This window comes from Kineobactrum sediminis, from assembly GCF_002868715.1.
Lineage (GTDB): Bacteria > Pseudomonadota > Gammaproteobacteria > Pseudomonadales > Halieaceae > Kineobactrum > Kineobactrum sediminis.
Genome location: NZ_PKLZ01000014.1, coordinates 19,609 through 32,873, shown reverse-complemented (window position 1 = coordinate 32,873; position 13,265 = coordinate 19,609). Strand labels below are relative to the sequence as shown.

Here is a 13,265-nt window from a genome sequence, read left to right as displayed (position 1 = left end):
CAACTACGACCCGAAAGGGTCGTCAATGGAACGGGCCGGCTGGGTAAACCAGCGCGGCCCGTTTTCCGTCATGTAGAAGTGATCCTCATGACGAACACCGAATTCGCCGGGTACACAGATCATCGGTTCGTTACTGAAGCACATGCCCGCCGCCAGGGGCGTGGCGTTGCCGCGCACCAGATAGGGCCATTCGTGGATGTCCAGGCCAATGCCGTGTCCGGTACGGTGGGGCAGGCCGGGCAGGGTATAATCCGGGCCCAGGCCGTGGGCTTCAATAACCCGGTGTGCGGCATCGTCGACTTCGCCGCAGGGTACTCCAGGGCGGGCCGCTGCAAAGGCGGCTGCCTGTGCCTCCTGCTCAATCGCCCAGATCTCCCGTTGCCGCGGTGTCGGTGTGCCGAATACATAGCTGCGGGTAATGTCGGAAATGTAGTCGTGTAACTGGCAGCCGGTATCAATCAGCACCATATCGCCGACCTCCAGCGCTTTGGGTTTCGCCACGCCGTGCGGAAAGGCGCTGTCCGGGCCAAACAGTACGATACAGAAATACGAGCCCTTGGGAGCACCTACCGCCTGGTGGGCGCTATTGATGAAGTCGGTTACTTCTTCAGTGCTGATGCCCGGGCGCAGAATCCTGGCAACACTCTGGTGAACCACGAGAGTCATGTCCTTGGCCCGTTGCATCAGCGCCAGCTCGGCCGGCGATTTGTACATCCGGCAACCCGCGGTAACCGGGGTCGCCGCACGCAAGCGACATTGGCCGGCGGCCTGCTGTATGCCATCGACCACAAAGAAAGGGGTTGATTCATCAATACCGACTTCAGTGGCGCCAAGCCCCTTTAACAGGCGGGCACATAGCTCATAGGGGTTTTCATGCTCTTCCCAGCAATGTACCTCCCCTGGAACCCGGAGAAAGCCCTGCAGGGTCCCCAGTTCAAACGCAGGGGCAATATACAATGGCGCGCCTGTTGCAGGCAGCAGGGCGCCGACCATACGTTCGCTGGGGGACCAGCGGGTGCCGGTAAAATAGTACAGATTGGTGCCGGAGTTCAGGTAGATGACATCCAGTCCCTCGGCCTGCATCAGGGCCTGGGCGCGAGCAATGCGAGCGTTGAACTCATCATCACCGATGGCACAGGCCCCGGCGGTCATATCATTCAGGTGTTGCAGCTCGCTGGCGGCGTCTGAACCGCCGACTCCGTGTGTCATGGGTTATCCTCGTTGGCGTTCGCGGGGCTGTCGTTTATGCTAGTGCTTACGATAACAGATCATGACTGTAGTGACTGCAGGGGGAGTGAAATGCGCTGGACGGAAATTGATCAGCAACTATGTTCGGTGGCACGGGCACTGTCTGTCGTCGGCGAACGCTGGACGCTGCTGATTTTACGCGATGCCTTTTTGGGCACCCGTCGTTTTGATCAGTTTCAGCGGGACCTGGGGATCACCCGGCACCGACTGTCGGAGCGTTTGAACAAGCTGGTGGAGCAGGGGGTGCTGGTCAAGGTGGCTTACTGTGAACGCCCCCTGCGTCATGAATACCGTTTGACGCGCAAGGGGCTGGGCCTGTACCCCGTGCTGATGAGCCTGGCGCGCTGGGGCGATGACTGGATGGCCGGCGAGGACGGCGTGCCGTTGGAATATGTGCACCGCGGTTGCGGCAAACATACCCGACCCGTGCTGGCCTGCAGTGAATGCGGTGAGCCGCTGCGGCCGGAGGGGGTGACCTCGAGTCCCGGCGTGCCATTGCAGGCGCTGGCGGATACGCTCGCTGCACACGGGGACAAGGGATTGAGTATTCCGGCATTGATCGGTCGCTCCAGGCCGGCGGACTAAGGGTTTTGTTACACGGCAATCATAGGAAATAGTAACAATCCGCGCACCTGTTAGTTTGTGGGATCGGCGCTAGACTGAAGGGGAGAACAATAATTCCTCAGAAGGGGACTCGCCATGCGTAATTTCAGAAAAACGATGCTTGCCGCAACTATCGCTGCAGCGGTACCAACGGTCTCCCTGGCCCAGCTGGAAGAAGTGCTGGTGACAGCAACCAAGCGGGAAGCCTCGGCGCAGGATCTGCCGTTTTCAATCAATGCCCAGTCCGCCGCGGATATCCGTCGCACCGGCGCCACCAACCTGGAAGAGCTGTCGCGCAATGTCGCGGGTCTCACTATCCAGAACCTGGGGCCGGGCCAGAGCCAGGTAGCCATCCGCGGGGTTTCCGCCGGCCAGGTAGTGCGCGATCAGCCCGGCGTCAAGGAACAGGTCGGCGTCTACCTGGACGAAACCGTTATATCCCTGTCACTGTTCACCCCCGACATCGACCTGTATGACCTGAACCGGGTGGAAACACTACGCGGGCCGCAGGGCACGCTGTTTGGCTCTGGTTCCGTCGGCGGGACTATCCGGTTCATTACCAACCAGCCGGACTTTGAGGCGTTCAGTGGTTCCGTGGAAGCCAATGTGAACACCGTTACCGATGGCGAGGAAGGCGGCCACCTGAAGGGTATGGTCAATATTCCCCTCAGTGACAAGGCGGCCTTGCGCGTGGTCGGTTATGCGACCGAATACGCCGGCTGGGTTGACGCCCTGCGCGAAGGCGGCAACATTACCGAAGATGTTAACAGCGGGAGCCGGCAGGGTGGTCGCGTTACCCTGGCTCTGCAACCGACCGATAACCTGACCATTACTCCACGCATCGTCTACCAGAAAATCGAGACCGATGGTTTCAACCGCGAAGAAATATTCAATCTGTATGCCAACCCCTATACCACCACGCGGCCGCCCGTACAGCTGGGTGAACGGCAGCAATACCTGCGCCTGGATGAAGCCTTTGAAGACGATACCCTGATCGCCGACCTGGTGGTTGAGTGGAGCCTGGACAACGTTGATGTGACCTACGTGGGCAGCTATGTCGACCGTGAAATTCTTGCCAGCCGCGATGCCAGCGCACTCACCGGTTCCGTTTCAGTAGACCTCGGTTTCCCGGATTCGGCTGTGCTGATCCCCTCGAACCTGCGCGACACCACTGACGTGGAGCAGATCACCCATGAGTTGCGCTTTGCCTCCAATGCCGATGGCCCCCTGAACTGGGTAGCGGGCGTGTTTTATTCGGACGTGGAACGCGACTACCGGCAGATATTGCCGACGCCCGGTTATGATGCCGTTACCGACCAGGTGCTGGGCGCAGGAACTGCGGCAGCGGTTGCCAACGGTTTTGGCCCCGACTCACCGTTCAACTCACTGATCCCCTACGATATTGAACAGATGGCGCTGTTTGGCGAGGTGAGTTACGACCTGACGGAGCGCCTTAACCTGATCGTTGGCGCCCGCTATTATGATTTTGAAGAAGAGCGGACCTTTACGACTGGCGGCCTGTTTACAAATCTCGATGACCAGACTGACTCCACTTCATCCGATGGTATCAACCCGCGCATCATGGCCAGCTACGATGTCAGCGATGAAATGGCAATCAACGCGCAGGTATCCCAGGGCTTCCGTCTCGGGGGTGTTAACGACCCGCTGAACGTGCCGCTGTGTAATGAGGAGGACCTCGAGAACTTCGGCGGCTTCCAGGCTTACGACGATGAATCACTGTGGAACTACGAGCTCGGCTTCAAGAGCGAGTTCAACCGCGTGCGCTTCAATGCGGCGGTGTTCTACACCGATATCGAAGACCTGCAGGTCACCCTCGACGCCGGCTCCTGTTCTTCCCGTATCAGTTTCAACGTCCCCGAGGCCCACACCCTGGGTGTGGAATGGGAATTGAGCGCCTATCCGGTGGAGGCACTGATGTTGACGCTCTCCGGAAGTTTGCTGGAAGCCGAATTCGCCTCCACGGTGACCGATAGCGATGGTAACGTTTTGGGTGGAATCGAGGACGGCAACCGCTTGGCTTCGGTGCCCGAGTTCCAGATGTCAGCTTCCGCAACCTACACCCTGCCGATGAACCTGTTCGGTTCCGAGGAGATGTACGTGTCCGCGGTCGTGCAGCACGTCGGCGACCGCTACACCCAGCCCAGTGACCAGGTTGAAGGCGCGGGCGAGTTTGTCTCCGGCTTGCCCTTCGGCGGTGCCACGGGCAATGAGGTCACTTCGGTGGACCTGAACCTGGCCTCCTACGAGCAGGTTAATATCCGGGCCGGCATTACCTGGGACACCTGGGAAGCAGTGCTGTATGCGGATAACCTCACCGACGAGAATGCGAAGCTGTCATTCAATCGGGAGCGGGGTGGCCGCGCGCGCCTGGCTTACTTCACCAATCAGCCGCGCACGGTTGGCGTTACTGTTCGCAAGTACTTCTGAGTAGGGCGGGTTATTGCAACCCGCCAGTCAGTTGGTCTCTGGGGAAATTAAATGGAGTGGGTTAGCAGGGAGCGATCTGTTGAAAACGTTACGGAGTCTACGCAAACCCTCGAATGAAGTGGGTTAGTGTTTCAATCGAGATCCATGCGACGTCACGATCAGGGGTTGGCCTTCTTGACAAATTCCGATTTCAGCATCATTTCTCCGACCTTATCCACGCGACAATCGATATTGTGATCACCATCAACTATTCGGTTGATCTTAACCTTAGTGCCAATTTTCAAGACGCTCGAGCTGCCTTTGATTTTCAGGTCTTTAATCAGCGTGGCATTATCGCCTTCATAGAGATCATTACCGTTCGCGTCTTTCACCTTAACGAATTCATCGCTGTGACCTTCGCTGGACATTATCGACCATTCGTGTGCGCATTCCGGGCAGACCAGTAAGCCGCGATCTTCATAGGTAAACTGCGACTGGCATTGGGGACACGCGGGACAATTGCTCATTGGTGGGTTCCTTAACTAGAGATTACAAAAAAATGGTGAAATCTTTCAAACCTGGGGATTTAACCAGCTGCCGCAGGCAGTATAACCCTCTACTCAAACGGGCGATTAAAAATGGGGGGATTACACTTCCTATATTGTTCATGCTCTCGGGGTTATCGCCCGTGCCAAGAATATGAGTCAGCTTGCCAGAGAAGCTGGTATTTCCAGAGAAGGACTGTATAAGGTACTTTCTGAGGAAGGCAACCCCACATTTGCTACTGTGGCTAAAATTGCGAAGGCGCTGGGACTACAAATCAAGTTTCAAACAGCAGCGTAATGTCCGCTCCTGGCACTAATCACCCAACCGGAAAGGTGGCGGCTTTGAGAAAGCCGCCAATCTGAGAAATGATTGCCCACAGCTATATTTCGGTCTGTTCTGCCAGCTCCAGTGCGTCGTCTACTTCGATACCAAGGTATCTCACTGTGCTTTCAAGCTTCGTATGGCCGAGCAGCAATTGAATTGCTCTCAGGTTTTTGGTCCGCTTATAAATCAGGGTTGCTTTGGTTCTACGCAATGAGTGGGTGCCGTAATCCTCAGGTTGCAAGCCAATTTGCGCAACCCAAGACTTTACGATCCGCGCATACTGCCTGGTACTGAGATGCGGGCAGTGGTGGATACGACTTGGAAACAGATAGTCTTCGGAAGTCAGCTTTCTCGATTCGATCCAGGTTGTTAATGATTCCCGCGTCTGCTGAGTGATTTCGAACTTTACCGGTTGTAACGTTTTCTGTTGAATTACCATCGCTCGTTTCAGGATGTTGGCACCTTGCGCGACGTCTCTTACCTTCAGCTTCACGAGGTCGCAACTTCTGAGCTTGCTATCGATGGCCAAGTTGAGCAAGGCGAGGTCGCGATGGTGGTTGGCGATTTCGAGCCTGACGCGAAGTGCCCAGATTTCTCTGAGTTTAAGTGGTGGCTTTTGGCCGGCCACTCTGCCTTTGTTCCAGGTGCTTTTTTGGTGTACGCATTCACTGACATTTTTCATCTTATTACCCTCCACAGGGGTGGGCTATAAGTATGGTTATTGTTTCATCATTGGTCGCCTTCTGTGCCGGCCGCTGATCGAGGCGGCTGTCTGGCCCTTGATCGGGGAAGTGTTAACTATAGTTGACAACTCTAGAGCTGTGAACTAGAGTGGGCATATGTATGAAGTCTACAAGACTGATGAGTTCGCCCGCTGGTTCAAGAAGCTTCGGGACCGCCAGGCGAAATCCCGAATCCTGGCCCGAATCGATCGACTGGAGCAGGGTCATTTTGGCGATGTAGAGTCGGTTGGCGATGGAGTTAGTGAATTACGCGTTTTCTACGGGCCGGGATATAGAATCTACTTCACCAGGCGCTCTTCAGTTGTCGTCATACTTTTATCCGGGGGTGATAAGAGCTCCCAAAGTAAAGATATTGCGAAGGCTAAAGAGTTGGCCCAGCAATTGGAGGTCTAGAAATGTCCGTAAAGATAAGTCGTTGGGATTCAGCTGAATATTTGCACACTGAAGAAGATATTCAGGCATACCTGGAAGCTGTCCTCGAAGAGGGGGGTGATGATCCTGCCTATATTGTTCATGCACTCGCGGTTATCGCCCGTGCCAAGAATATGAGTCAGCTTGCCAGAGAAGCGGGTATTTCCAGAGAAGGGCTGTATAAGGCACTTTCTGAGGAAGGCAACCCCACATTTGCTACTGTGGCTAAAATTGCCAAGGCGCTGGGACTACAAATCAAGTTTCAAACAGCAGCGTAACGTCCGCTCCTGGCACCAAGCGGGCCGTCATATTCGCCGCAGCGACCGCCCGTTGCGCACGTGAGCTAGGTTTACCTCCAATGACTGACGTCAAACCCACTTTGGCAGCTGGCCTGCGGGCGTTTTGTTACCAACTAGTTTGGTCGTCTACACTAACACCACTTCAAGCTCGCGATAACTGTCGATACTCGGGCAGGAACACATCAGGTTACGATCCCCATACACATTGTCCACCCGATTGACCGGAGGCCAGTACTTGCTGCGCCGCAGGGAGGGGAGAGGGTAGGCAGCCTGTTCCCGGCTGTAGCTGTGCTCCCACTGGTCGGCGGTAACATCGGCGAGGGTGTGTGGAGCATTGCACAGCGGATTGTCCTTCGCATCCAGGCGCCCTTCCTGTACCGCACGGATCTCCTCGCGAATGGTAATCATTGCATCGCAGAAGCGATCCAGCTCCGCCAGTGATTCTGACTCGGTGGGCTCGATCATCAGCGTGCCCGCCACCGGGAATGACATGGTGGGGGCGTGGAAACCGAAGTCCATCAGGCGCTTGGCAATGTCTTCCTCGCTGATACCGCTGGCCTCCTTCAGGGGACGGATATCGATGATACATTCATGGGCCACGGTGCCGTTGTGCCCGGTATACAGTATCGGGTAGTGATCCTGTAGCCGGTGCGCCATGTAATTGGCGCTGAGAATGGCCACCTTGGTGGCCAGGGTCAGCCCCTCCGCGCCCATCAGGGCAATGTAGGCCCAGGAAATCGGCAGGATGGAAGCGCTGCCCCAGGGGGTGGCTGAAATCACATCATTATCTTCCGCCAGGCCGGGCACCGGCACTACCGGGTTGGTGGGCAGAAAGGGCTGCAGGTGTGCCCCTACGCCGATCGGGCCCATCCCGGGACCGCCACCGCCGTGGGGGATGCAGAAGGTCTTGTGCAGGTTGAGGTGGGACACATCGGCGCCGAACTTGCCCGGCGCGGCCACCCCAACCAGGGCGTTGAGGTTGGCGCCGTCCACATACACCTGGCCGCCGTGCTGGTGCACGATGTCACAGACTTCAACCACGGTTTCCTCGAACACACCGTGGGTGGACGGGTAGGTGATCATGATCGCGGCCAGCTCGGTGCTGTGCTTTTGGGCCTTGGCGGTGAGATCGGCCAGGTCGACGTTGCCCTGGCTGTCGCACTCCACAATGACCACACGCATTCCGGCCAGCGCGGCGCTCGCCGGGTTGGTGCCGTGGGCCGAGGAGGGGATCAGGCAAATATCGCGCTGCTCATCGCCCCGGCTGCGGTGGTAGCGGCGGATGGCCAGCAGCCCGGCGTACTCGCCCTGGGAGCCGGCGTTGGGTTGCAGGGAGATGGCGTCGTAGCCGGTGCACTCTTTCAGCATGTGCTCCAGGTCCGCGAGCATTTCCTGGTAACCGGCGGTCTGGTCCGACGGCGCAAAGGGATGCATTCCGGCAAACTCCGGCCAGGTCACCGGCAGCATTTCAGTGGTGGCATTGAGTTTCATGGTACAGCTGCCCAGCGGAATCATTGCCCGGTTAAGGGCGATGTCCTTGTCCTCGAGTCTGCGCATGTAGCGCAGCATTTCGGTTTCCGACTGGTATTCATTGAACAGGGGGTGCTGCAGGTAATCCACCTGACGCTGCAGGTCCGCGGGGATGGCGCTGGCGATATCGTCGTCACGCTCGCGGCAGGAGTGCGCAGCGGCGGTGCCGGTGAAGGCCGCCAGCAACTGGTCAACATCCTCGGCGCGGGTGGTTTCATCCAGGGCGACCCCCAGACGATCACTGCCGATGATGCGCAGGTTCATGCCCGCTGCCACGGCGCGGGCGACAATGGCCTGTTGCCGGTCGCCGACTGTGACAGTCAGGGTGTCAAAGTAATGGGCGTTATCCGGTGCCAGCCCGGCCTCGCTCAGCCCATTGGCCAGCAACCCGGCCAGACGGTGGGTGCGCTCGGCAATGCGGCGCAGGCCCGCCGGGCCGTGATACATGGCGTAAAACGCCGCCATGATGGAAAGCAGCGCCTGCGCCGTGCAGATATTGCTGGTGGCCTTCTCCCGACGGATATGCTGCTCCCGCGTCTGCATCGCCATGCGCAGGGCTTCCTTGCCGTGGCGATCAACCGACACGCCAATGATGCGCCCCGGTGTGGAGCGCTTGTAGGCGTCGCGGGTGGCAAAAAAGGCAGCGTGGGGCCCACCAAAGCCCATGGGTACGCCAAAGCGCTGGGAGTTGCCCACGACCACATCCGCACCCTGGGAGCCGGGTGATTTCAGCAGCAGCAGGGACATGATGTCAGCGGCGACCGTCACCAGTGTGTTGTTGGCGTGGGCTCTATCAATCAGCGGCTGCAGGTCGCGCACATCGCCATAGGTGCCGGGATATTGCAGCAGCATGCCAAAGGCGTCGGTGCTACCGGCCAGTACCTCGGGGTCACCGATGATCACCTCGATAGCCAGTGCTTCGGCCCGGGTTTTCACCACCGCGATAGTCTGCGGATGGCAGTCTTCGGCCACGATAAACGCAGCGCTGCGATTCTTTTTGTTAACCCGCTGCATCAGGGTCATGGCTTCGGCAGCGGCGGTGCCCTCGTCCAGCATGGAGGCGTTTGCCAGCTCCATACCGGTAAGGTCCATGATCATCTGCTGAAAGGTCAGCAGGGCTTCCAGCCGACCCTGGGAAATCTCCGGTTGATAGGGCGTGTACGCCGTATACCAGCCGGGATTTTCCAGCACATTGCGCTGCACCACGGCCGGTGTGTAAGTGTCGTGGTAGCCAGTGCCGATATAGGACTTCAGTACCGTATTCTTGTTGGCCATGGCGCGCAGCCGCTCGATCACTGTCTGCTCGGTGCGTGCACCGCTAAGGTCCATCGGTTCCCGGCGCCGGATCTGCTCGGGCACGGTCGCATCAATCAGTGCTTCCAGGCTGTCATAGCCCAGTATTTTCGCCATCTCCGCCTGCTGTTCGGTGGTTGGCCCGATATGGCGACGAATGAATTCCTGATGAAATTCCAGGTCCAGCAGGGAAGGATGATTCATGGATGCTCCGGGGCATTGCCTGAAGGTGATTCGAGGGGTGTTGCAGCAGGCGCGATGTTAGCAGCAGCGCCCGTAGCGGGCAATGCGCTGTACCGCTAATGACCAAGGTGGCACACTGGGGCGTTTTCAATTAATGGCAGGTATAAGGAGGGACTATGGAACTGGTAACACCGGAAGCTCTGGGACTGGATAGTGGCCAACTGGCAAGGGTCGGCGAGCATCTGCGCCGCAATTACATTGACGCGGACAAGATCCCGGGCAGCGTCACATTGGTGGCCCGACACGGTCAGGCCTGCTGGCTTGATGTGGCCGGTCAGCGCGACCTGGAGCGTGGCACGGCCATGGCAGCCGATACCATTTTCCGTATTTACTCCATGAGCAAGCCGGTGACATCCGTAGCATTGATGACCCTGTATGAACGCGGCCTGTTCTCCCTGGAAGATCCGGTACACCGCTTTATTCCCTCGTGGCGCAATCTTGGTGTGCGCAAGGCCGGCGCGTTTCCGCTGTTCGAAACCGTGCCCTGCGCGCGGCCGATGACCATCCGTGACCTGCTGCGCCATACCTCTGGGCTGACCTATGACTTTCTGCGGGAGACCAATATTGATTACGCCTACCGCAAACTCCAGGTGGCCAATCCACAGCCGGGTTATACCCTCAGGCACATGATTGACCAGCTGGCGGAACTACCGCTGGAATTTTCTCCGGGAGAGTGCTGGAATTACTCTGTAGCCACGGACGTACTGGGCTACCTGATTGAAGTGATCAGTGGCCAGTCATTGCCGGACTACCTGCGCGAGACGATATTTGAGCCACTGGGTATGGTCGATACCGCCTTCAATATCGTCCCGGACAAGGTTGATCGCCTGGCCTCCTGTTACGAGCGCAATGCGGCCAAGCAACTGATTTGCAATGACGACGGCCAGAGCAGTATGTTTCGCGATCGCGAATTCTACTCCGGCGGCGGTGGCCTGCTGTCGACCGTGGGCGATTATTACCGGTTCTGCCAGATGCTCCTGCAGGGCGGTACCCTCGACGGCCAACGGGTCATCGGTTCGCGCACCCTGGAATACATGACCCAAAACCACTTGCCGGGCAATGTTGATCTTGCCGCCATCGCCATGGGCAGTTTCAGCGAAACCGATTACGAGGGGGTAGGTTTTGGCCTGGGCTTTGCCAACAAGGTGGATCCGGTGGCGAACGGCAACATGGCCTCCCATGGCACGTTTTTCTGGGGTGGTCTGGCCAGCACCCTGTTCTGGGTTGATCCCGCCGAGGAGCTGGTAGTTATTTTCATGACCCAGCTGATGCCTTCCAGCACCTTCAACTTTCGTGGCCAGCTGGAGTCGATGATCTACGCAGCACTGGACTAGCTGTGATCCGGAAAGCGGCCAGAGAATATCCAGCTACACTTGTATAAAAATAAAGGAGCAGGTTATGGATTTTTATCGCGCGCTTTCCGTTGTGTCGCTGGCCCTGGTGCTGGCGGCCTGTTCAGACAGCACTGACACGCCGCCACCAGTCCCGCCAGAGCCACCACCGCCACCCATCAGTATCGTTACGCCGGATGCAGATCGTTGCGAGATTCTGGATGCCGTAAATTGTATGTTTCCCTGGCCCAGCGATGCTTTTACCGTGGCCGATGACAACACGGATACCGGCCTGCGCGTGAATCTTGTCCGGGAATCCCTGCCGGCAAACAAACAGGGGGTGCGGGTAGACCCGGCAGAATGGAATCGCAATGATGGTTTTTCGCCGTCGCAGATGATCCTGACACAAATTCCCGGTGTCGATTTGGAGCAAACGGGCGCGCCGTTAATTACTGACCTGGAGGCGTCCCTGGAGGGCGATTCACCGGTGGTGGTGATTCGTGCCAGTACCGGTGAGCAGCACCTGGTATTCGCCGAGCTCGACGCCAATACCGACGACCCGGCGGAGCAGACGTTTATTATCCGACCGATGGTCCAGTTCGAGCGTGGCGAGCGCTATATCGTTGCCCTGCGTAATCTGCGCGACAGCGCCGGTGAGACGTTGCCCGCGCCGGAAGTATTCCGTGCCCTGCGCGATGCGACCATTACCGACAACGACGTCATTGAAGGGCGTCGCCCTGTCATGGAAGCCCTGTTTACGGAACTGGAAGATGCGGGCATTGCGCGTGATGAGTTGTATCTGGCCTGGGACTTTACCATCGCCAGTACCCGTAATATTACCGAGCGCATCCTGCATATCCGCGATGAGGCCTTTGCCGATCTTGGGGGCGCTGCACCCTCTTACCTGATCCAGAGCATTACCGACTTCGCGCCGTGTGTTGAGGGGGCCTGCCAGGCGGGTGAGGATGCGCAAATTGCGCGCGAGGTCGCCGGCACCTACCTGGTACCTGGATTTCTGGATACCGCCGATGGCGCGCCGGGCTCGGCATTCCACTATGACGAGCCCAACGATGGTCTGCCGGACCGGCTGAACGGCACCAGTACGTTTGTTGCCAACTTTATCTGTCGTATTCCGCGCTCGGTTGCCGAGGATTTTAGCGCCGCGCCGAAAGCGGTTGCACGGCCCTCGCTCTATGGTCACGGTCTGCTGGGCAGCGCTCGGGAAGTTCGCGGTGGCACGCGGCAGAACGTGGATATCATGGCCGATGACCACCAGATGATGTTCTGCGCTACCGACTGGAGCGGCTTTGCCGGCGAGGATGCCGGTTTTGCGATCAATGTGCTGCAGGACTTCAGTCTTATCAACGCGTTTTTTGATCGTCAGCAACAGGGGCTGCTGAACTTCATGTTCCTGGCCCGCTTGCTGAAGCACGACGCCGGTTTTGTGGCGGATCCCGCCTTCAGGGCACAGGATATGCCCGTTTTTGACAACAGCACGGTGTTCTACGATGGCAACAGCCAGGGTGGTATCCTGGGCGGTGCACTGATGGGTGTTATCCAGGATGTTACCCGGGGCGTATTGGGTGTCCCGGGTATGTCTTACAGCTTTCTGCTGCGACGCAGTGTTGATTTCGAAGCGTTCAAGCCGTTTTTTAGCGGCAGCGGTACGGGGGATACCGGCGGTGGTTACCCGAGTATCAAGGACCAGAGTTTCCTGTTGTCGATGGCGCAGATGTTATGGGACCGGGCTGAATCCAGCGGCTATGTGCATCACATTGAGCGCGAGGTGCTGCCCAATACACCCAGCCATGCCGTGTTGTTGCAGGTGGCTTTTGGTGACCACCAGGTGAGCATGTGGTCCGCGGAATTCATGGCGCGTACCATTGGCGCCAAATTGCGTATTCCCGCCACCGAAACCGGGCGCCACCCGGACAGTAATCCTTATGTGGCTCTGGAACCGGTACCGACAGGCGACTTTACCGGATCGGTAATCACGATCTGGGATGATGGCCCCCTGGGTGGCGGTGCCATCGACGGTGGCACTGCGCCGCCGCCGGTCACCAATACCCCGCCCTTTGAGCCGGATTTTGGTGAAGACCCCCACAGCCTGCCACGCAGGGAGCCCGCCGCCCAGCTGCAGAAATCGGGGTTCCTGCGTCCCGATGGCGTCGGTAAATTTGTCGATACCTGTCCGCCGGACCTGCCGTGCACAACCAATGGTTATGTGCCAGGCGGTTGAGAACAGGTTAATACAAATAATTCTCACC

Annotated in this window: 11 protein-coding genes; 7 read left to right on the top strand and 4 right to left on the bottom strand. The window is 58.0% G+C overall.

Annotated elements, in window-relative coordinates; genetic code table 11:
- Positions 1–3 precede the first annotated feature (3 nt).
- Positions 4–1,209, bottom strand: a complete 1,206-nt coding sequence (locus CWI75_RS15950; protein ID WP_101522528.1) for a M24 family metallopeptidase — start codon at positions 1,207–1,209, stop codon at positions 4–6.
- Positions 1,210–1,299: 90 nt separating this feature from the next.
- Between CWI75_RS15950 and CWI75_RS15945 the strand changes: the two genes are divergently transcribed.
- Together CWI75_RS15945 and CWI75_RS15940 are read left to right on the top strand one after the other, a co-directional pair.
- A complete protein-coding gene (locus tag CWI75_RS15945; protein WP_101522527.1) occupies positions 1,300–1,833 on the top strand; it encodes a winged helix-turn-helix transcriptional regulator in 534 nt (177 codons plus the stop codon).
- A 114-nt stretch (positions 1,834–1,947) separates the two neighbouring features.
- Positions 1,948–4,299 carry a TonB-dependent receptor gene (locus tag CWI75_RS15940; protein ID WP_101522526.1) on the top strand — a complete coding sequence of 784 codons (2,352 nt, stop codon included), beginning with the start codon at positions 1,948–1,950 and terminating at the stop codon, positions 4,297–4,299.
- A 158-nt stretch (positions 4,300–4,457) separates the two neighbouring features.
- Here CWI75_RS15940 and CWI75_RS15935 read toward each other — a convergent pair whose 3' ends face one another.
- The gene (locus CWI75_RS15935) at positions 4,458–4,805 is read right to left on the bottom strand and encodes a zinc ribbon domain-containing protein YjdM (protein ID WP_101522525.1); all 348 of its coding nucleotides are present in this window, start codon (positions 4,803–4,805) and stop codon (positions 4,458–4,460) included.
- A 133-nt stretch (positions 4,806–4,938) separates the two neighbouring features.
- On the opposite strand from CWI75_RS15935, the gene CWI75_RS18965 reads away from it, so the two are divergent.
- Positions 4,939–5,121, top strand: a complete 183-nt coding sequence (locus CWI75_RS18965; protein ID WP_420913263.1) for an addiction module antidote protein — start codon at positions 4,939–4,941, stop codon at positions 5,119–5,121.
- An 82-nt stretch (positions 5,122–5,203) separates the two neighbouring features.
- On the opposite strand, the gene CWI75_RS15925 is transcribed toward CWI75_RS18965, so the two are convergent.
- Positions 5,204–5,830, bottom strand: a complete 627-nt coding sequence (locus CWI75_RS15925; protein ID WP_101522523.1) for a tyrosine-type recombinase/integrase — start codon at positions 5,828–5,830, stop codon at positions 5,204–5,206.
- A gap of 157 nt (positions 5,831–5,987) precedes the next feature.
- Here CWI75_RS15925 and CWI75_RS15920 point away from each other — a divergent pair, with 157 nt between their 5' ends.
- Positions 5,988–6,284, top strand: a complete 297-nt coding sequence (locus CWI75_RS15920) for a type II toxin-antitoxin system RelE/ParE family toxin (RefSeq protein WP_101522522.1) — start codon at positions 5,988–5,990, stop codon at positions 6,282–6,284.
- A gap of 2 nt (positions 6,285–6,286) precedes the next feature.
- Complete coding sequence (locus tag CWI75_RS15915) at positions 6,287–6,580, top strand: addiction module antidote protein (protein WP_101522521.1); 294 nt, start codon at positions 6,287–6,289, stop codon at positions 6,578–6,580.
- Between the two features lie 147 nt (positions 6,581–6,727).
- Here CWI75_RS15915 and gcvP read toward each other — a convergent pair whose 3' ends face one another.
- A complete protein-coding gene (gcvP, locus tag CWI75_RS15910) occupies positions 6,728–9,628 on the bottom strand; it encodes an aminomethyl-transferring glycine dehydrogenase (protein ID WP_101522520.1) in 2,901 nt (966 codons plus the stop codon).
- 155 nt (positions 9,629–9,783) lie between these two features.
- Between gcvP and CWI75_RS15905 the strand changes: the two genes are divergently transcribed.
- Both CWI75_RS15905 and CWI75_RS15900 read left to right on the top strand, forming a co-directional pair.
- Complete coding sequence (locus tag CWI75_RS15905) at positions 9,784–11,001, top strand: serine hydrolase domain-containing protein (RefSeq protein ID WP_101522519.1); 1,218 nt, start codon at positions 9,784–9,786, stop codon at positions 10,999–11,001.
- A gap of 64 nt (positions 11,002–11,065) precedes the next feature.
- A complete protein-coding gene (locus tag CWI75_RS15900; protein WP_101522518.1) occupies positions 11,066–13,237 on the top strand; it encodes a hypothetical protein in 2,172 nt (723 codons plus the stop codon).
- Positions 13,238–13,265 lie beyond the last annotated feature (28 nt).

What these genes read in the sequence shown, in the direction of transcription:
- CWI75_RS15950 (WP_101522528.1), bottom strand. Translation starts at nt 1,209, where the DNA reads ATGACACACGGAGTCGGCGGTTCAGACGCCGCCAGCGAGCTGCAACAC.
- CWI75_RS15945 (WP_101522527.1), top strand. Translation starts at nt 1,300, where the DNA reads ATGCGCTGGACGGAAATTGATCAGCAACTATGTTCGGTGGCACGGGCA.
- CWI75_RS15940 (WP_101522526.1), top strand. Translation starts at nt 1,948, where the DNA reads ATGCGTAATTTCAGAAAAACGATGCTTGCCGCAACTATCGCTGCAGCG.
- CWI75_RS15935 (WP_101522525.1), bottom strand. Translation starts at nt 4,805, where the DNA reads ATGAGCAATTGTCCCGCGTGTCCCCAATGCCAGTCGCAGTTTACCTAT.
- CWI75_RS15925 (WP_101522523.1), bottom strand. Translation starts at nt 5,830, where the DNA reads ATGAAAAATGTCAGTGAATGCGTACACCAAAAAAGCACCTGGAACAAA.
- CWI75_RS15920 (WP_101522522.1), top strand. Translation starts at nt 5,988, where the DNA reads ATGTATGAAGTCTACAAGACTGATGAGTTCGCCCGCTGGTTCAAGAAG.
- CWI75_RS15915 (WP_101522521.1), top strand. Translation starts at nt 6,287, where the DNA reads ATGTCCGTAAAGATAAGTCGTTGGGATTCAGCTGAATATTTGCACACT.
- gcvP (WP_101522520.1), bottom strand. Translation starts at nt 9,628, where the DNA reads ATGAATCATCCTTCCCTGCTGGACCTGGAATTTCATCAGGAATTCATT.
- CWI75_RS15905 (WP_101522519.1), top strand. Translation starts at nt 9,784, where the DNA reads ATGGAACTGGTAACACCGGAAGCTCTGGGACTGGATAGTGGCCAACTG.
- CWI75_RS15900 (WP_101522518.1), top strand. Translation starts at nt 11,066, where the DNA reads ATGGATTTTTATCGCGCGCTTTCCGTTGTGTCGCTGGCCCTGGTGCTG.